General features: G+C 70.9%; 14 protein-coding genes. 11 read left to right on the plus strand and 3 right to left on the minus strand.

Features of this window, described 5'->3' with window-relative positions; translation table 11 throughout:
- Window positions 1–281 precede the first annotated feature (281 nt).
- A complete protein-coding gene (locus ACIBEJ_RS23895; protein WP_397184994.1) occupies window positions 282–1487 on the plus strand; it encodes an MFS transporter in 1206 nt (401 codons plus the stop codon).
- Between the two features lie 44 nt (window positions 1488–1531).
- Here ACIBEJ_RS23895 and ACIBEJ_RS23900 read toward each other — a convergent pair whose 3' ends face one another.
- Window positions 1532–2665 carry an ROK family protein gene (locus ACIBEJ_RS23900; protein ID WP_397184995.1) on the minus strand — a complete coding sequence of 378 codons (1134 nt, stop codon included), beginning with the start codon at window positions 2663–2665 and terminating at the stop codon, window positions 1532–1534.
- Window positions 2666–2809: 144 nt separating this feature from the next.
- On the opposite strand from ACIBEJ_RS23900, the gene ACIBEJ_RS23905 reads away from it, so the two are divergent.
- From ACIBEJ_RS23905 to ACIBEJ_RS23950, 10 genes are all read left to right on the plus strand, one after another.
- On the plus strand, window positions 2810–4246 hold the full coding sequence (locus ACIBEJ_RS23905) for a sugar ABC transporter ATP-binding protein (protein ID WP_397185287.1): 1437 nt from the start codon (window positions 2810–2812) through the stop codon (window positions 4244–4246).
- Complete coding sequence (locus tag ACIBEJ_RS23910; protein ID WP_397184996.1) at window positions 4243–5499, plus strand: ABC transporter permease; 1257 nt, start codon at window positions 4243–4245, stop codon at window positions 5497–5499. Before ACIBEJ_RS23905 ends, ACIBEJ_RS23910 begins: the two co-directional genes overlap by 4 nt.
- Before the next feature lie 5 nt (window positions 5500–5504).
- A complete protein-coding gene (locus ACIBEJ_RS23915; protein WP_397185288.1) occupies window positions 5505–6431 on the plus strand; it encodes an ABC transporter permease in 927 nt (308 codons plus the stop codon).
- Entirely contained in the window at window positions 6418–7623 is a 1206-nt protein-coding gene (locus tag ACIBEJ_RS23920; RefSeq protein WP_397184997.1) for an ABC transporter substrate-binding protein, read from the plus strand. Before ACIBEJ_RS23915 ends, ACIBEJ_RS23920 begins: the two co-directional genes overlap by 14 nt.
- Entirely contained in the window at window positions 7620–8447 is an 828-nt protein-coding gene (locus ACIBEJ_RS23925; protein WP_397184998.1) for a sugar phosphate isomerase/epimerase family protein, read from the plus strand. Before ACIBEJ_RS23920 ends, ACIBEJ_RS23925 begins: the two co-directional genes overlap by 4 nt.
- A gap of 24 nt (window positions 8448–8471) precedes the next feature.
- On the plus strand, window positions 8472–13025 hold the full coding sequence (locus ACIBEJ_RS23930) for a ThuA domain-containing protein (RefSeq protein ID WP_397184999.1): 4554 nt from the start codon (window positions 8472–8474) through the stop codon (window positions 13023–13025).
- A 96-nt stretch (window positions 13026–13121) separates the two neighbouring features.
- A complete protein-coding gene (locus tag ACIBEJ_RS23935; RefSeq protein ID WP_397185000.1) occupies window positions 13122–14213 on the plus strand; it encodes a Gfo/Idh/MocA family protein in 1092 nt (363 codons plus the stop codon).
- A 32-nt stretch (window positions 14214–14245) separates the two neighbouring features.
- Window positions 14246–15151, plus strand: coding sequence for an endonuclease/exonuclease/phosphatase family protein (locus ACIBEJ_RS23940; protein WP_397185001.1), 906 nt, complete (start codon window positions 14246–14248; stop codon window positions 15149–15151).
- A gap of 212 nt (window positions 15152–15363) precedes the next feature.
- On the plus strand, window positions 15364–16377 hold the full coding sequence (locus ACIBEJ_RS23945; protein WP_397185002.1) for a TerC family protein: 1014 nt from the start codon (window positions 15364–15366) through the stop codon (window positions 16375–16377).
- Between the two features lie 43 nt (window positions 16378–16420).
- Window positions 16421–17098 (plus strand): 2-phosphosulfolactate phosphatase, encoded by a 678-nt coding sequence (locus tag ACIBEJ_RS23950; protein ID WP_397185003.1) that lies wholly within the window; start codon window positions 16421–16423, stop codon window positions 17096–17098.
- 60 nt (window positions 17099–17158) lie between these two features.
- Here the strand turns inward: ACIBEJ_RS23950 and ACIBEJ_RS23955 are convergent, their stop codons facing one another.
- Window positions 17159–18190 (minus strand): ATP-binding protein, encoded by a 1032-nt coding sequence (locus tag ACIBEJ_RS23955; RefSeq protein WP_397185004.1) that lies wholly within the window; start codon window positions 18188–18190, stop codon window positions 17159–17161.
- Window positions 18187–18855: a response regulator transcription factor gene (locus ACIBEJ_RS23960; RefSeq protein ID WP_397185005.1), complete on the minus strand. Its 669-nt coding sequence runs from the start codon at window positions 18853–18855 to the stop codon at window positions 18187–18189. Before ACIBEJ_RS23960 ends, ACIBEJ_RS23955 begins: the two co-directional genes overlap by 4 nt.
- Window positions 18856–18916: the final 61 nt, after the last annotated feature.

The following is an 18916-nucleotide window of genomic DNA, read 5'->3' on the forward strand; positions in this document are numbered from 1 at the left end:
GAGCGCACGCGACCGGACCCCGGGTGTGCCCGGCGCGCCCCGCAGAGCGGACGGTTCGACGGATTCCGAAGTTTTCGCCGGGCATTGACCCGCCGGGCCCCGCGCCTGTCTGGCTACGATCGGAAATGCGGTCTACCGGAAAAGGGAGGTGCTCGCGATGCGTCGTGGCAGGGACTACTGAATGGTGAATGGCTTTTCCGCCGGTCTCGACAGGAATTCGGGACCGGTGTGTCATGCCAGGGCCCGTTGATTTTCCGGAGAAAGGTTGGGCGGGAAACACCGTGCGAGCTGACCGGCGCCGGGGCACGGCCGTCCTGCGGGTGTTCTCGGTCCCGGAATTCCGGGCCCTCTGGTTCGCCCATTCCCTGTCGCTGATCGGGGACCAGTTCGCGCGGGTCGCGCTGGCGATCCTGGTCTTCGACAGGACCGGTTCCGCGGGGGCGACGGCGGTGACCTACTCGCTGACGTACGTTCCGGCGGTCGTCGGCGGTCCGCTGCTGTCGGGGCTGGCCGATCGCTTCCCGCGCCGGACGGTCATGGTCGTGGCCGACGTGGTCCGCGCCGTCCTGGTCGCGGCCATGGCGCTGCCCGGCATGCCGTTCCCGGTGCTGTGCGTCCTGCTGGTGCTGGTCGTGCTGGCCAACGCGCCGTTCAACGCCGCCCGGCTGGCGACGATGCCGGACGCGCTCGAAGGCGACGCCTACGAGGCGGGCCTGGCGGTCACGAGCATGACCCAGCAGAGCGTGCAACTGCTCGGCTTCGGCCTGGGCGGCGTGCTGGTGGCCGCCACCTCGGCGCAGACGGCGCTGGTGATCGACGCGGGGACCTTCGCCGTCTCCGCGCTGGTGATCGGCGTGGGGATGCGGCTGCGCCCGGCGCCGTCGGTGCGCAAGACCGGGACCGCGTCGGGCTCCATGTTCGCCGCCATGCGACTGGTCTGGGCCGATCGCCGGCTCAGGACCCTGTTCGTGCTCGGCAGCGCGTGGGGGTTCTACGTGGTGCCCGAGGCGCTGGCGGCGCCGTACGCGGCGGAGATGGGGGAGGGGCCCGCGGTGGTCGGGGTGCTGATGGCGGCCGACCCGCTGAGCGGGGCCGTCGGGGCGTGGCTGCTGGTGCGCTGGGTTCCCGCGTCCGTGCAGGCCAGGCTGATCGCCGTGCTGCCCGCGCTGTGCGGGGCGCCCCTGGTGCTCTTCGCGCTGAACCCCTCCCTCGTGCCCGCCCTGGGGCTGCTGGCGTTGTCCGGGCTGGCCTCGGCGTACCTGGTGAGCGTGCACGCCGCCTATGTGCGGGCGGTGCCGGACGACGTGCGCGGCGGGGCGGTCGGCCTGGCCTCCGCGGGACTGCTCGCCGCGCAGGGGCTGGCGATCCTGCTCGCGGGCGGCGTCGCCCAACTGCTGGACCCGGGCCCGACCATCGCCGTCTTCGCCGCCGCGGGCGTCGCCGTGTCGGCCGTGATGGGACTGGGCTGGCACCGCCTGAGCCGATGAGACCGTGCTCGCCGCCACGGTTCCGGCCGGGCGGCGGGCGCGGGTCAGTCGACTCTGGACAGGACGTGCTCGACGACCATGACCGCGGCGCCGATGACGCCCGCGCGGTCGCCCAGTTCGCTGGCCTGGATGCGCAGGTGCTGGGTCGCCAGCGGCAGTGAGCGGCTGTAGACCACCTCGCGCACCCCGGCCAGCACGTGCTCGCCCGCCTCCGCGATCGCGCCGCCGAGGACGACCGTGGCCGGGTTGAAGAAGTTGACGATCGAGGCCAGCACGGTGCCGATCTCGCGGCCGGCCTGCCGTACGAGCTGGATCGACTGAAGGTTGCCCGAGCGCACGAGGTCGACCACGTCGCGGTTGCTCGACGCGTCGTCCAGGCGGGCGGCCAGCGCGGCGCCGCCCGCGATGGCCTCCAGGCAGCCGGTGTTGCCGCAGCGGCAGGAGACGTTCTCGCCGTTGGGCACCCGGATGTGGCCGATGTCGCCCGCCGCGCCCTGGGCGCCACGGTGCAGGCGGCGGTCGGAGATGATGCCGCAGCCGATGCCGGTGCCGATCTTGACGAAGATCAGGTGGTCGGTGCCGGGGTGGGCGATCCAGTGCTCGCCCAGCGCCATGATGTTCACGTCGTTGTCGACCAGCACCGGTACGCCGAGCCGTTCGCCGAGCCACTCGGGCACGGGGAAACCGTCCCAGCCCGGCATGATCGGCGGGTTGACCGGCCGGCCCGAGGCGTGCTCGACCGGGCCGGGCAGTCCGACGCCGACGCCGCACACGTCGGCCAGGGTGTGGCCGCTCTCGGCCAGCAGTTCGGTGAACGCCTCCACCAGCCAGGTCAGCGTGGTCTCCGGCCCGCGTTCGATGGGCACGTCGGCGGTGCGCTCGGCGAGCACGGTGGTGCCGAGGTCGGTCACCGCGAGCCGGTCGTGGGTCGCGCCGAGGTCGGCGGTGAGCACGACGCGGGCGGCTCGGTTGAAGGAGAAGGCGGTCGCCGGACGCCCGCCGGAGGCGATGGCGTCCTGCGCGGGCACGACCCACCGACTGCTCAGCAGGGCGTCGAGGCGCTGGGAGACCGTCGATCTGGCAAGCCCCGTGAGCTGCACCAACTCGGCCTTCGTGCGGGCCTGCCCGTCCCTGAGGATCGAGAGAAGTTCCCCCGCTCCGGGCGCCTCCTGGGTCACGCGCGTCTCCCTCCGGTCAACGATATCGCGATTATGTCATGACTTTTGCTTGACCATCGACATAAGCCGTCTCTAGCATCCAGAACAGGTCGAAGTTATGTCGTAAATCGTCATATCTCCCCCATGGAGGGCTGCGTGCTCAGCATGAGAGGCATCGGCAAGAGCTTCCTCGGGGTGCGCGTGCTGTCCGGGGTCGACCTGGACGCGCAGGCGGGAGAGGTGCACGCCGTCGTCGGCGAGAACGGCGCGGGCAAGTCCACGCTGATGAAGATCCTCGCCGGGGTGCACGTCCCCGACGAGGGCGGCATCGCGATCGACGGCGCCCCGGTCTCCTTCGGCCATCCCCGCGACGCGCAGCGGGCCGGGGTGGCGATCATCTACCAGGAGTTCAACCTCCTGCCGCAGCGCAACGTCGCGGAGAACGTCTTCCTCGGGCGCGAGCCCGTACGGCGCGGCCTGGTGGACCGCGCCGCCATGGAACGCGAGACCGGCCGATTACTCGCCGAGCTCGGCGAGACCTCCTTCGGCCCCCGCGACCAGGTCGGCCGCCTCAGCGTCGCCCAGCAGCAGGTGGTCGAGATCGTCAAGGCGCTCTCCCTGGAGGCGCGCATCGTCGTCATGGACGAGCCCACCGCCTCGCTCGCCGAGCACGAGGTCGATCTGCTCTACACGCTCGTGCGCCGCCTCCAGGCCCGCGGCATCGCCGTCCTGTACATCTCCCACCGCCTGCGCGAGGTCTTCGACCTGGCCCAGCGCGTCACCGTGCTCAAGGACGGCGCCAGGGTGGACACGCTGCCCATCACCGAGGTGAACCAGGGCCTGCTGGTCAGCCTCATGGTCGGGCGCGAGCTCAGCGACTACTACCCGCCCAGGGCGCGGCCCGGCGAACTCGGCGAGGTCCTGCTGGAGGTCACCGGCGGCGGCAACGCCAGACTGCGCGACATCTCCCTCTCGCTGCGCGCGGGCGAGATCACCGGCGTCGCCGGGCTGCAGGGCTCGGGGCGCACCGAACTGGCCAAGGCGCTGTTCGGGGCCGAGCCGTTCACCACCGGGAAGATGACGCCCCTGCGTCCGCGCGGCGTCCGCGAGGCGGTGACCGCGGGCATCGGGCTGGTCACCGAGGACCGCAAGGCCGAGGGCCTCGCGCTGCGGCAGTCGGCGGGCGACAACGCGCTGCTGGTCGCCCGCGCGCTCGGGCGGCGCGCGGGCCGGGTGCGCGAGCTCCTCCAGCGGGTACGGCTGGCCCCGCCCGACCCCGAGCGCGAGGTCCGCTACCTGTCCGGCGGCAACCAGCAGAAGGTCGTGCTGGCCAAGTGGCTGACGGTGGCGCCGAAGGTGCTGATCTTCGACGAGCCGACCCGGGGGGTGGACGTGGGGGCCAAGGCGGCCATCCACGACCTGGTGCGGGAACTGGCCAGGGACGGGATGGCGGTGCTGATGATCTCGTCCGAACTGCCGGAGCTGATCGGGATGAGCGACCGGATCGTGGTGCTCAGGGACGGCCGGATCGCCGGTGTCCTGCCCGCCGGATCGTCCGAGGAGGCCATCATGCACCTGGCCGCCGGTGAGGAGGCGGCATGACCGACCACGAGACAGGCACCCAACCCAACACACCCGCACCCACCAGCGCGAAAACCCAGAACCAGGGCCACGGCAAGGACCCCGGCCAAGGCCCGGACCAGAACCAGGGCCACGGCAAGGACCCCGGCCAAGGCCCGGACCAGAACCAGGGCCACGGCGAGGACCCCGGCCAGGGCCGGAACCGGGACCAGGGGCAGACCCAGGATCGAGGCGAGGACGCGGGCGAGGGCGGGGGCGGGGGCCGAGGCGAGGGCGCGGGCGGGGGCCGGGGACTGAATCGCGACCGGGGCCGCGGCGTTGATCGTGACAAGAAGCGTGGTGGTGGGTGGGCGGTGCTCACGCCGACCAAGGTGGTGTTCCTGGCGCTGGGCGTGATCGTCGTCGTGGGCACGATCCTCGCCGGCACCGAGTGGCTGTCGCTGGAGACGGTCGTCGGCGTCCAGCAGCGCTCGGCCGCCCTCGGCATCGTCGCCGTCGGCCAGACGCTGGCCATCCTGGCCGGTTCGCTGGACCTGTCCGTCGCCTACCTCATCAGCCTCGTCTCGCTGGTCGCCGCGGAGATCATGGCGAGCGGCAACGTCCCGGCCGCCGTCGGGACGGCGCTCGCGGTCAGCGCGCTGGTCGGCCTGGTCAACGGCGTGGTGATCACGAAGCTGAGAGTGCACGCCTTCATCGCCACCCTGGGCGTCGGCCTGGTCATCAAGGGCGTGCTCGACCATCTGTACGACGGCCCGGCCGGCAAGGTGCCGGAGTCGTTCCAGCACCTCGGCTACGACCGGATCGGCCCGGTCCCGGTCTCCGCGATCCTCTGGGCCGCGGTCGCGCTGGCCGTGTGGTTCCTGCTGGCCAGGACCCGCCTGGGCTACCGCGTGTACGCCGTGGGCGGCGACGTCGAGGTGGCCAGGCTCTCCGGCGTCAAGACCGACCGGGTGGTGATCGTCGCCCACGTCCTCTGTTCGCTGTGCGCGGGGATCGCGGGACTGCTGCTGGCCAGCAGGCTCGGGGCGGGCGCGCCGACGGTGGGCACCGACGGCGGCTACGACCTGGAGTCGATCGCGGCCGTGGTGCTCGGCGGCACCGCCCTGGCCGGCGGCAGGGGCGGCGTCGGCGGCACGGTCGGCGGGGTGCTGCTGCTGGCCGTGCTCGACAGCCTCTTCAACCAGCTTGAGGTCAATTCCTTCTTCAAGGACGTGGTCCGCGGCGTGGTCATCGTGGCGGCCGTGGCGATCTACGCCAGGAGGCGGAAGCAGTGAAACGCATGATCTTCGTCGTGCTGGCGGTGCTGCTGGTGGCCATCGCGGTGGCCAACCCGTTCTTCCTGGAGCCCGCCGGGTTCCTCGCCTTCGTCAAGCGGGCCGCGCCGCTGGTGATCCTGGCGGCGGGGCAGTACTTCGTGATCGTCTCGGGCGAGTTCGACCTGTCGGTGGGCTCGCTGGTGACGGTCGAGGTGGTGGTGGCGGCCCGGCTGATCGACGGGAACGAGGCGGCCACCTGGCCGGTCCTGGCCGTGCTGATCGGGCTCGGACTCCTGGTCGGCCTGGTCAACGGGGCGATCACCACGCTGCTGCGGGTCCCGTCGTTCATCACCACGCTGGGGATGATGCTGGTCCTGTCGGGCGCGGTGTTCCTCTGGACGGGCGGGGCGCCGCGCGGCGCGCTGTCGGCCGGCTTCCGGATCTTCGGCAGGGACACCCTCTGGGCGGTGCTCATCCTGCTGGCCGTCGCCGTGGCGGCGGTGCTGCTGACCAGGTCCACCTTCGGCAGGACCCTGATCGCGACCGGCGACAACGAGCGGGCCGCGGCCCTGTCGGGCGTGCGCGTCAACCGGACCAGGATCCTCGCCTTCGCCCTGTCCGGCGTGGCCGCGGCCGTCGCCGGCATCATGCTCGGCGGCTTCGCGGGCGTCTCCGCCCAGGTCGGCCAGGGCCTGGAGTTCTCCGCCATCACCGCGGTCGTGCTCGGCGGCGTGGTGCTCGGCGGCGGCGCGGGCTCGGTCGTGGCCGCGATGGGCGGCGCCTTCACGCTGGAGGCGCTGTTCACCCTGCTCAACCTGTACGGGATCTCCGGGGCGCTGGAGTACACCGTGCAGGGCGTGATCATCGTCGCCGCCGTGGCGGCGGGAGCCGTACGGCTGCCTCGATTGCTGAAATCCCCCCGAAAAGGAGACGCACATGCCGCGTCATAAGCCCCTGGTCCTGCTGGCGGCGGTGCTGTTCGCCGCGGGATGCACCAGCGACAAGCCCACGGCGAGCGTGAGCCAGAGCCCGGGCGGCCAGGCTCCCGCCGCGAGCACGACCCCCGCGTCGGGGACGGGCGAGCAGTCGAAGTTCTTCGTCCAGGCCGACTACGACGCGCAACTGGCGATGCGGACCAAGTCGGCGACCGGCCCGGCGGACAAGCCGTGGGAGCAGGCCATCGACCCGCAGATGGTCGACACGGCGAAGTACAAGAAGTCCGGAAACATCCATCTCTGCTTCTCCAACGCCGCGGTGAACAACCCCTGGCGCCAGGTCGGCTGGAAGAGCATGCAGGCCGAGGTCTCCACGCACAAGGAGATCACCAAGTTCACCGCCCTGGACGCCGAGGGCAAGGACGACAAGCAGATCTCCGACATCGCCGAGCTGACCGGCAAGGGCTGCGACGCGCTGATCATCTCGCCCAACACCACCGCCACCCTCACCCCCGCGGTCAAGGCCGCCTGCGAGAAGGTGCCGGTGATCGTCTTCGACCGTGGCGTCGAGACCGACTGCCCGGTCACCTTCATCAACCCCATCGGCGGGTACGCCTTCGGCGCCGACGGCGCGGAGTTCCTGGCGGAGAAGGTCCCGGCCGGCGGCAAGGTGCTCGCGCTGCGCATCCTGCCCGGCGTGGACGTGCTGGAGACCCGCTGGTCGGCGGCGAAGGTCGCCTTCGACAAGAGCCAGCTCCAGGTCGTGGGCGTGGAGTTCACCGACGGCGACGCGGCCAAGACCAAGAGCATCGTCAGCGACTACCTCGCCAGGCACGGCAAGATCGACGGCATCTGGATGGACGCCGGCGCCACCGCGGTCGCCGCGATCGAGGCCTTCGAGGACGCGGGTCAGCCGGTGCCGCCCGTCGTCGGCGAGGACCAGCAGGACTTCCTGCAGAAGTGGAAGCAGAACAACCTGACCGCCGTCGCGCCCACCTACCCCACCTACCAGTGGCGCACCCCGGTCCTCGCGGCGGTGAAGATCCTCAAGGGCGAGGAGGTCCCGAAGACCTGGAAGCTGCCGCAGCCCAAGATCACCGCTGAGAACCTCGACACCTACCTCCAGCCCAACATGCCGCCGCTGCACTACGCGCTGTGCGGCTGCGAGAGCCTGCCCGGCTTCCCCCAGACCTGGGGCGGGAAGTGACCCGGATCGGGGTCAACACCTGGGTGTGGGTCTCGCCGCTGACCGACGACGATCTCGTACGGCTGGCGCCCCGCATCGCCGGCTGGGGATTCGACGTCATCGAGCTGCCCGTCGAGCGGCCCGGTGACTGGGATCCCCACCGGGCCAAGGATCTCCTGGCCGAGCACGGCCTGCGGGCCACGGTCGTGCTGGTGATGCCGCCGGGCAGGGAACTGGTCGCCGCGGACACGGTCGGGGAGACCCAGGAGTACCTGCGGCACTGCGTGGACGTGGCGGTGACCGTGGGCTCGCCGGTGATCGCCGGACCTGCCTACGCCTCGGTCGGCCGTACCTGGCGGATGGAGGAGGCGGAGAGGAAGGCGACCTACGCCGAGCTGAAGGAGAACCTGAAGCCCGTCCTCGACCACGCGGGCGAGCGCGGCGTCCGGCTGGGCGTCGAGCCGCTCAACCGCTACGAGACCAGCCTGATCAACACCGTGGAGCAGGCGCTCGACGCCCTGCCGAAGGAGTGCGGGCTGGCCCTGGACACCTACCACCTGAACATTGAGGAGAAGGACCCGGCGGCAGCCGTACGGCAGGCCGGGGACCGGATCGCGCACGTGCAGGTGTGCGGGACGGACCGCGGCACGCCGGGACAGGACCGCTTCGACTGGCCCGGGTTCACCGCGGCGCTCGGCGCCGCGGGTTACCGGGGGCCGCTGGTCATCGAGTCGTTCACCGCCCACAACCAGACCATCGCCACCGCGGCCTCCATCTGGCGGCCGCTCGCCCCGAGCCAGGACGCCCTGGCGATCGACGGGCTGGCCTTCCTCCGCACGCTCTGACCCTCTCGCGGGAGTGCATTCGCCATGCGCCGAGTTCTTGCCGCCTTCTTCCTCCCTCTTCTGCTGCTCTTATCGGTCCTGACGGCTCCGGCCGCGGCCAACCACGACCTGTTCAAGGCGTTGCTGTTCACCAAGGCCGCCGGGTACGTCCACGAGTCGATCCCGGCCGGCATCCAGATGGTCACCGAGCTGGCCGCCGAACACCACTTCGCGGTCGAGCGGAGCGAGGACCCCGCCGTCTTCAACGACGCCAAGCTCGCCGAGTTCGACGCCCTGATCATGCTGAACACCTCGGGCATGGTGTGGACGAGCGACGAGCAGCGCGCCGCCCTGCAGCGCTTCGTCAACGCGGGCAAGGGCGTGGTGGCCCTGCACAACGCGCTCGACATGGGGATCGACAACGAGTTCCCCTGGTGGGACGAACTGGTCAACGGCGGCTCCCACATGCCGACCCACTCGCCCGGCACCCTCCAGGGCACCGCGAAGGTGGCCGACCGGGCGCACCCCTCGACCAAGAACCTGCCCAGGGTCTGGCCGAGGGCCGAAGAGTGGTACAACTTCGCGCCCAACAACCGCGGCAAGGTCCACGTGCTGGTCACGGCCGACGAGACCACCTACAACCCGGGTCCTGACGCGATGGGCGCCGACCACCCCATCTCCTGGTGCCGCAAGGCCGAGGGCGGCAAGGTCTGGGCCACCGCCATGGGGCACGAGGCGGCGGCGTACTCGGAGCCGCTCTTCCGCGAGCACGTGCGCGGCGGCATCGCCTGGGCGGCCGGCGCCGAGGCGGGCGACTGCGGCGGCACCGTGACCGGCAGCTTCGAGAAGATCACGCTCGACGACAACACCGCCGACCCGATGGAGCTCGACGTCGCCAAGGACGGCCGCGTCTTCTACGTCCAGCGCCAGGGCGCCGTGAAGATCCACAAGCCCGACACCCACACCACCGTGACCGCCGCGCAGCTCAACGTCTACAGCGGCGGCGAGGACGGCCTGGTCGGCATGGAACTCGACCCCGCCTTCGACGAGAACCACTGGATCTATCTCTACTGGTCGCCCGCTGACAGCACGCAGGACGTCAACCGCCTGTCCCGCTTCACCGTCACCGGCGACACCATCGACCTGGCCAGCGAGAAGAAGATCCTGGAGGTGCCCGCCTACCGCGACCGCACCTACCCCGAGCCCGGCCACACCGGCGGCGCGGTGGAGTTCGGCCCCGACGGCACGCTCTACCTCTCGACGGGCGACGACACGCCGCCGAACCTGTCCTCGGACTGGCAGGGCTACTCGCCGATCGACTGGCGGCCGGGCCGGCAGATGCTGGACGCGGCGCGTACCTCGGGCAACACCAACGACCTGCGTGGCAAGATCCTGCGGATCAAGCCCAAGGCCGACGGCACGTACGACATCCCCGAGGGCAACCTCTACCCGCCGGGCACGGCCAGGACGCGCCCGGAGATCTTCGCGATGGGCTTCCGCAACCCGTTCCGCTTCACGGTCGACCAGAAGACCGGCTGGGTGCACATGGCCGACTACGGTCCCGACCGCGGCGGGCCCACGACCGAGCGCGGCCCCGAGGGCCTGGTCGAGTACAACATCATCAAGACCGCGGGGAACTACGGCTGGCCGTTCTGCCACGGCGACAACCAGGCGTACGCGCCGTACAACCCCGACACCAAGGTCGTCGGGCCCAAGTTCGACTGCGCGGCGCCGGTCAACGAGTCGCCGAACAACACCGGCCTCACCGAGCTCAAGCCGATCCAGAAGCCGGTCATGTGGTACGGCTACGGCACCTCGCCCGCCTTCCCCGAGATGGGCGCGGGCGGTTCGGCCCCGATGGCCGGTCCGGTCTACCGCTACAACCCGGACAACCCGTCGGCCACCAAGTTCCCCGAGTACTTCGACGGGGTGAACTTCTTCTACGAGTGGTCGCGCCACTACGTCAAGGAGATCCACCCCAACGACGACTCCACCGGCGTGCTGAAGATCAACCCGTTCCTGGGCACGTTCCTCAAGCCGATGGACATGACCTTCGGCCCCGACGGCTCCCTGTACGTCGCGGAGTGGGGCACCGAGTTCGGCGGCGGCAACAACGACTCGGGCCTGTACCGGATCGACTACTCCGCCGGAGCCCGCACGCCGGTCGCCAAGGCGGTGGCCAGCGTGACCGACGGGCCCGCGCCGCTGGCGGTGCGGTTCGACGGCTCGGCCAGCTTCGACCCCGACGGCGACGCGCTCACCTTCGCCTGGGACTTCGAGGGTGACGGCACCTTCGACTCCAGCGAGGTCAAGCCCAGCCACACCTACCCGAAGGGCAAGTACACGGCCCAGTTGAAGGTGACCGACAGCACCGGCAAGGAGGGCTTCTCCAACATCGAGATCGTCTCGGGCAACTCCAAGCCGGTGATCACGATCGAGACGCCGATCAGCGGCACGCCGATCGAGTTCGGCGGGCACCTCGTCCCGTACAAGATCAAGGTCACCGACCCGGACGGCGGCACGATCGACTGCCAGAAGGTGATCGTCGCGCCGGCGCTCGGCCACGACGACCACGAGCACGAGACCACCCAGATCCGCGGCTGCGAGGGCACGGTCGACACCGGTGACCTGGGCGGCCACCCGGCCGGGGCCAACCTCTACTACGTGATCAACGCCCAGTACACCGACGGCGGCGAGATCCCGCTCACCGCCTACGCCAAGGCGATCCTGCAGCCGCACAGGAAGCAGGCCGAGTACTTCTCGGCGCAGTCCGGCGTGCGTGTGGTCGAGCAGGAGGGCGCGGAGAGCGGCAAGCGCATCGGCGACATCAGCGACAACGACTGGATCGCCTTCACGCCGATGGACCTCAGCGCGATCAGCGCCGTGTCCTACCGGCTGTCCAGCCCGACCGGCGGCGGCGCGATCGAGCTGCGCGCCGGCTCGCCCACCGGAACGCTGCTGGCCAGGACGCCGGTCCCGCGGACGGGCGGCTGGGACAACTACCAGATGACCCAGTCGATCGCGCTGCAGCAGGGCGTGCGGAGCACCACGATCTACGTGGTCTTCAAGAACAGCGCAAGCAACGCCTTCGACCTCGACGCCGTGCAGTTCGGCGGCGACGCGGTCCCCGGTGAGGAGCTGAAGGCCGGCACCTACACCGTCACCGCCCAGCACAGCGGGAAGAACGTGACCCCGGTGAGCATGGACGAGGAGGCCAAGATCGTGCAGCGCGGCGCCTCCGGCGGGGCCGACCAGCGCTGGCAGGTCATGCCGCTCTCCGGCGGCGGCTTCCAGCTAAAGAACCAGGCCACCGGCAAGTGCCTCGACGTGCCGGACGGCTCCACGTCGCCGGAGGTCCAGCTCGTCCAGTGGTCGTGCCACCCCGACGGCCACGCGCACCAGCGCAACCAGACCTTCCACGCCTCCAAGGTGGACAGCGCCTGGCAGGTCGCGAGCGAGGTCAGCGGGCTCTGCCTGGACGTCAAGTGGGTCTCGCACGAGGACGAGGCCCCGATCATCCAGTGGACCTGCGTGTACGCGCCCAACCAGCAGTTCGTCTTCACCGAGGCGGGCGGGGACCGGACGCCGCCGGTCACGACCGCGGCGGGCGCCTCCGACGGCTGGCACACCGGCCCGGTCGAGATCAGGCTGACCGCGACCGACGACGCCTCCGAGGTGGCGGCCACCGAGTACCGCCTCGACGGCGGGGAGTGGACCTCCTACCTCGGTCCGTTCCCGGTCAGCGGGGACGGGGAGCGCAAGCTGGAGTACCGCTCCCGCGACGGGGCGGGCAACGTGGAGGAGGCCAAGGCGCTGACCGTCAGGATCGACGCCACAGCGCCGCAGACTCGGGCGTCGTTCGCGCCGCCCACCGACTCCGGCTGGCACGGTGCGGCCGTACCGGTCGTGCTGACGGCGACCGACGGGCACTCGGGCGTCGACCGGGTCGAGTACGCGCTCGACGGCGGCGCGTGGAAGCCGTACACCGAGCCGGTCGTGGTCGGCGGCGAGGGCGCGCACGAACTGCTCTACCGGGCCGTGGACAAGGCCGGGACCAAGGAGCAGGACAAGGCGGCCACGCTGAAGATCGACGAGACCAGGCCGACGCTGCTGGTGTCGGGCGTCGCCGACGGCGAGACCTACGGCGACGCACAGGACCTGCGCATCTCCTGGGAGGCGGTGGACAGCTCCTCCGGCGTCAAGACCGAGTCGGGCGCCATCGACGGCGCCACGCTGCTGGACGACGCGGTGCTGCCGCTGTTCACGCTGAGCCTGGCCAGGCACACGGTCGTCGTCACCGCGCGGGACGGCGCGGGCAACACCACGACCTCGACCATCGGGTTCACCGTCGTCACCTCCATGAAGGACCTGCAGCGCCTGGTCGACCGGTTCGCCGCGACGAGCTGGATCTCCGTGGCCGAGCAGCGGCGGCTGACGACGGAGCTGTCCAAGGCGGCCAAGGCGGCGGCCAAGGGGCAGAAGGCGAAAGCCGTACGGCATCTGGAGTCCTTCAAGGCGCAGGTCGCCCGGGTGTCACGGGCGGACGTACGGCAGGTGCTCAACCGCGACGCCGACCAGGTGATCGCGAGTCTGAGGTGAGCCGTCACCCGTGCCGCGCCGCCCCCGCGGCGGCGCGGCGCGGGTGCGCGGAAAGGCAGATCCACCGGCATCTCTCATCGTGATCGGGGCGGGGCATTGACTGACAGGACCATCGGCGTGGGCATGGTGGGCTACGCGTTCATGGGGCGCGTGCACTCCCAGGCGTGGCGCAACGTGACGGCCTTCTTCGACCTGCCGGTCACTCCCGCCATGCGCGTGATCTGCGGGCGGTCGGAGAAGGCCGCCGAGGCCGCCGCCGCGCGCATGGGCTGGGCCGGATTCACCACCGACTGGCGTGAGCTGATCCGCCGCGACGACGTCCAGATCGTCGACGTCTGCACGCCGGGCGACTCCCACGCCGAGATCGCGATCGCGGCGCTGGAGGCGGGCAAGCACGTGCTGTGCGAGAAGCCGCTGGCCAACACCGTCGCCGAGGCGGAGAGGATGGCCGAGGCGGCGGCGCTCGCGACGGGCAGGAGCATGGTCGGCTTCAACTACCGGCGGGTGCCCGCGCTCGCCCTCGCCCGGCGCATGGTCGCCGCCGGCGAGCTGGGCGAGATCAGGCACGTGCGGGCGGTCTACCTCCAGGACTGGATCATGGATCCGGAGCTCCCGCTGGTGTGGCGGCTGCGGAAGGACAAGGCGGGCTCCGGCGCGCTGGGCGACATCGGCGCGCACATCATCGACGTGGCCCAGTTCGTCTCCGGCCAGGACATCGTGGGCGTGTCGGGGCTGACCGAGACCTTCATCAAGGAACGGCCTGGCGGGCGGGTGACCGTGGACGACGCGGCGCTGTTCATCGGGCGCATGTCCGGCGGGGCGACCGCCTCCTTCGAGGCCACCAGGCTCGCCGGCGGGCGCAAGAACGCGCTGCGCATCGAGCTGAACGGCTCGCTGGGCAGCCTGTCGTTCGACTTCGAGGCGATGAACGAGCTGTGGGTGTCGAAGGGCGGCGGCGGCTTCACCCGCGTCCTGGTCACCGAGCCCGAGCACCCGTACGCCGGCGCGTGGTGGCCGCCCGGCCACGGCCTCGGCTACGAGCACACCTTCACCCACGAGATCAAGGACTTCCTGGAGGCGATCGGCAACGGCACGGACCCCTCTCCTTCCTTCGCCGACGGGCTGCGGGTGCAGCGGGTGCTCGAAGCCGTGGAGCGGAGCGACGGCGCCTACACGGAGATCCTTTAGGGAGATCGGGATCCGTGGCATGCTTGCGCACCATGCGAAAGCCGTCATGGATTCTGGCCTTTGTCGTGGTCTTAGCGTCGTTGCTCGCGGCTCCGGCGCAGGCCGCCACCTCCTACCGGGTCTGGCACTGGAACGTCGCGGGCAACACGATGCACAAGGGGTCCACGACCGACGGGCTCATGCCCGCGGCCGTCTCCTCCATCACCGCGAGCGGGGCGGTGTTCGCCTCGGTCAACGAGCTGTGCCAGCAGCAGTTCGACACCCTCATCCAGCGGCTGCGGAGCGCGGGCTGGCCGGAGGACCCGGCCAACTTCGCCAGGTTCGAGGCGACCATCCCCGGCAGGACGGGCGGGCCGTGCCAGGGGAAGGCGTACGGGATCGGGCTGTTCAGCAAGAAGCCGCTCGGCGCGGCCGACCGGATCACCCTGCCCGATGACGGCAACGAGGTGCGCAAGCTGCTCTGCGCGCCGCCGCGCGACGGGTCCGGCCCGCGCTTCTGCACCACGCACTCCACGTTCGTGGACGCCTACCGCCTGCCCCAGCTCACCGCGATCTTCGACCGGATGGACGCCTACCGGGCGGCCGGCGAGCGGGTCATCGTCGCGGGCGACTTCAACGCGGCCCCCGACTTCGCGCGGATGAACCGCTTCTACTCCACCCAGGTCGACACCCCGAACAACGACGGCAACACCGGCCACTTCCGCGAGGTGGACGACGCCGACCCCGCCGCCTGTCCCGGCTACGGCGAGACCACGCTCCAGACCTCCGACGGCGGCGGCCCGTGCGGCAAGGGAACGAAGATCGACATGATCTTCACGCACGACACCGAGTACGTGGCCGCCTCCTCCTCGGGCGACGCGAAGCCGGCACCCACGACATGCGGCGGCAAGGCGTGCTCCGATCACCGGATCCTCACCGGAATCGTGACATTGCGCTGACTTGCCGGTTCGTGCGCCGTTCGATCCGAGAGGTGTTGTGCGGCCGCGTCCCGTATGTATGATCACAGGCGAAAGTGGAGGGGAGTACTCCTTCGCGGCCACGTCGTCATCACGGACCCGCCTCGGGGCCCGGCGCGGTCGGTCCGCGACGACGCGGGCGGAGAAGACCTCCGACGGACGTGTCAACGCCAAGTCGGAGGAGCGATTTTCGCATGCCCCCACCCCTGCCCGTGCCCGCCTGGCTGTGGGCGGCCACCATCGCCGCCCTGCTCGGACTGGTCCTGATCGACCTGATCGTCGTCAACAGGAGACCCCACCGGGTCACCATCGCCGAGTCCGCCCGCTGGATCGCCTTCTACATCGGCTGCGCCGTCGCGTTCGGCGCGGCAGTGTGGATCTTCGGAAGCGGCGACCACGCGGCCGCCTACATCACCGGCTACATCACCGAATACACGCTGAGCGTCGACAACCTGTTCATCTTCATGCTCATCATGGCGAACTTCGCCGTGCCCGCCATCCACCAGCATCGTGTGCTGCTCATCGGCATCGTGATGGCGCTGGTCATGCGGGGCGTCTTCATCGGCATCGGCGCGCAGGCCGTACAGCGGTTCAGCTGGGTGTTCTGGCTCTTCGGCGCCATCCTCATCTACACCGCGTGGAAGTTCGCCTTCAACAACAACGACGAGGAGGAGTACGACCCCAACGGCGGCGTCGTACGGCTGGTGCGCAGGCTGTTCCCGGTCACCGACGTCTACCACGGCTCGCGGCTGACCATCCGGCAGGACGGCCGCCGCATGCTGACCCCGATGTTCATCGTCATCGTCGCCATCGGCGGCGCCGACCTGGTCTTCGCGGTCGACTCGATCCCCGCCATCTTCGGCATCACCCAGGACGCCTACCTGGTCTTCGCCGCGAACGCGTTCGCGCTGATGGGGCTGAGGCAGCTCTACTTCCTGCTCGGCGGGCTGGTGGAGAAGCTCGTCTACCTCACCTACGGCCTGGCCGTCATCCTCGGGTTCATCGGCGTGAAGCTCGTTCTGCACGCCCTGCACGAGAACGAGCTGCCGTTCATCAACGGCGGCGAGCACGTCACCTGGGTTCCCGAGATCAACAACTGGCTCTCGCTGGCCGTCATCGTCACCGTCCTCGCGGTGACCACGGCGGCCAGCCTGGTCAAGTCCAGGCGCGACGCCCGTCAGGACGCCGTGCGCGAGCCCGCCGAGTAGGTTCGCGGCGGGCGCGCTGCCGGGTGTGCGGCATCATGTCCGGATGGACAGCCGCTTTCTCGGGATCGCCGAAGTGACGCGAACGCCGTCCGCGGCGGTCGTGGTCGACGTCATGCGGGCCTTCACCGTGGCCCCCTGGGCCTTCGCCCAGGGGGCCGAGAGGATCGTCCTCGCCGAGTCGCTGGACGACGCCCTCGCGCTGAAGGCCCGCAACCCGGAGTGGGTGGCGCTCAAGGACGGCCCGCCCGCTCCCGGGTTCGACGCCGTCAACTCGCCTGCTCTGCTGCGCACCGCCGACCTCGGCGGCCGGACGGTCGTGCAGAAGACCACGGCGGGGACGGTCGGCGCGCTCGCGGTCAGACAGGCGCCGCTCGTGCTGTGCGCGAGCTTCGTGGTGGCCGAGGCGACCGCCGGGCTGCTGCGGGCACGCGGGTGCGACAGCGTCACGTACGTGGTGACCGGCGAGGACGGGCAGGCCGAGGAGGATCTGGCCTGCGCGCAGTACATCGCCCAGCGGGCCGGCGGGGGAGGGGCGGACGCGGCCGGGTTCCTCCACCGCGCCGCCGCCTCGCGGGCCGCCGCCGAGCTGGCGGAGGGCGTGCGCGAAGGCTCCCACCCCGACGACCTGGCACTCTGCCTGGAGCTCGACCGGTTCCCGTTCGCGGTGGTGGCGAGCGTCGAAGACGGGCTCATGGTCCTGCGCCCGCACACCGGCCCCTGAGCCTGGGGGCGGGCTCATGGTTCCCCGCCCGCACATCGGCCCCTGACGTGGACGGCTCGGTCAGGTGACGGGCAGGGCCAGCCGGATGACCGTGCCCGTTCCCGGCGCGGGCGAGGCCGACACGGTGCCGCCGTGGCTGTCCACGATCTGCTTGACGATGGCCAGGCCGAGCCCCGATCCCGGCATCGATCGCGCGGTCGCGGCGCGGTAGAAGCGCTCGAAGACGTGGGGCAGGTCGCCGGGCGGGATGCCGGAGCCGTGGTCGCGGACGGTCAGCACGCCGCTGGTCAGGTTCACTTCGACGGCCGCGGGGTGCGGGCTGTACTTGGCGGCGTTGTCCAGGATGTTGGCCAGCGCCCGGTTAAGCCGGTCGCGCACCCCGCGTACCGTGGTCGGCGTCAGGCTGGTCGTGAAGGAGATGAGCGGCCAGCGGGCGGCCACCCGGTCCACCTGCTCGCGCACCAGGGCGTCGAGCCGGACGTCCTCGACCAGGATCTCCGGTTCCCCGTCCCTGGTCAGCTCCATGAGGTCGGCCAGCAGCGTGGTCAGCTCGGCCAGCCCGCCCACGGCCGCCGCGCCGAGTTCCTCGCGGTCCTGCTCGGACAGCCGTTGCGCGCGCACGAGCAGCTCGACGTTCGTGCGCACCGCGGTGAGCGGCGTGCGCAGCTCGTGGGAGGCGTCGGCGACGAGCCTGCGCTGGGCGACGGCCGAACGCTCCAGGGCGTCGAGCATGGTGTTGAAGCTCTCGGCCAGGCTGCCGAGCTCGTCGCCCCTGCTGACGTCCATGCGATGGGCCAGGTCGCGGGTGTCGGCGATGCGGTGCGCGGCCACGGTCAGCTCGGAGACGGGGCGCAGCGCCGTACGGGCGGCGAACCAGCCCAGCAGCGCCGCCAGCGCCAGGCCACCCGAGGTCACCGCCAGGAACGGCCAGCCGAGCGTGTTCTGCAACTCCGCGACCCGGTCCAGCACGGTCGGCCCGTAGGTGCTCTCGAAGCTGTTGCACGCGACGAAGTAGGCCACGGTCATCACCGTGACGACGCTGATCGCGGCGGCGACGCCGGACACGAGCGCCAGCCGCCAGCGCAGGCTCACGACGGGTTCCGCAGGACGTAGCCGACGCCGTGCACGGTCTGGATGACGCGCGGCTCGCCGCCCGCCTCGGTCTTGCGGCGCAGGTAGCCGATGTAGACCTCCAGCGAGTTGGAGCCGGGGGTGAAGGCGTACCCCCAGATCCGGTCGAGGATGACCTCGCGGGTGAGCACCTGCCCGCCGTTCCTGATCAGCAGTTCGAGCAGCGAGAACTCGGTCCTGGTCAGGTCGAACGGCCGCGTGCGGTGCCGTCCCTGCCGGGTGCTGGGGATCAGCGCGAGGTCGCCGAAGGTCAGCTCCTCCACGACGGTCGTACGGCGCAGCAGCGCGCGCACCCGGGCGAACAGCTCCTCCAGGGCGAACGGCTTGACCAGGTAGTCGTCGGCGCCCGCGTCGAGCCCGGCGACGCGGTCGCGCACGCCGTCCAGCGCGGTGAGCATCAGCACCGGCCGCCGGTCTCCCTCGGCGCGCAGCCGCCTGCAGACCTCCAGACCGTCCATCTCGGGCATCATCACGTCCAGGACCACCAGGTCCGGCCGTTGCTCGGCCATGGCCGCCAGGCCGGCGGCGCCGTCGGAGGCGACGGCCACGCCGTACCCCTCCGAGCGCAGGGCGCGGGAGAGGGCTCTGCGCAGTTCCTCGTTGTCCTCGACCACAAGCACGCTCACGCGCTCCACTGTGAGCGGCATTCCTGAGAATCTTCTAAGAGATTCGCAGCTCAGGCCGTTT

Source organism: Nonomuraea sp. NPDC050790 (assembly GCF_044456745.1).
In the GTDB taxonomy this organism is placed as follows: Bacteria; Actinomycetota; Actinomycetes; order Streptosporangiales; family Streptosporangiaceae; genus Nonomuraea.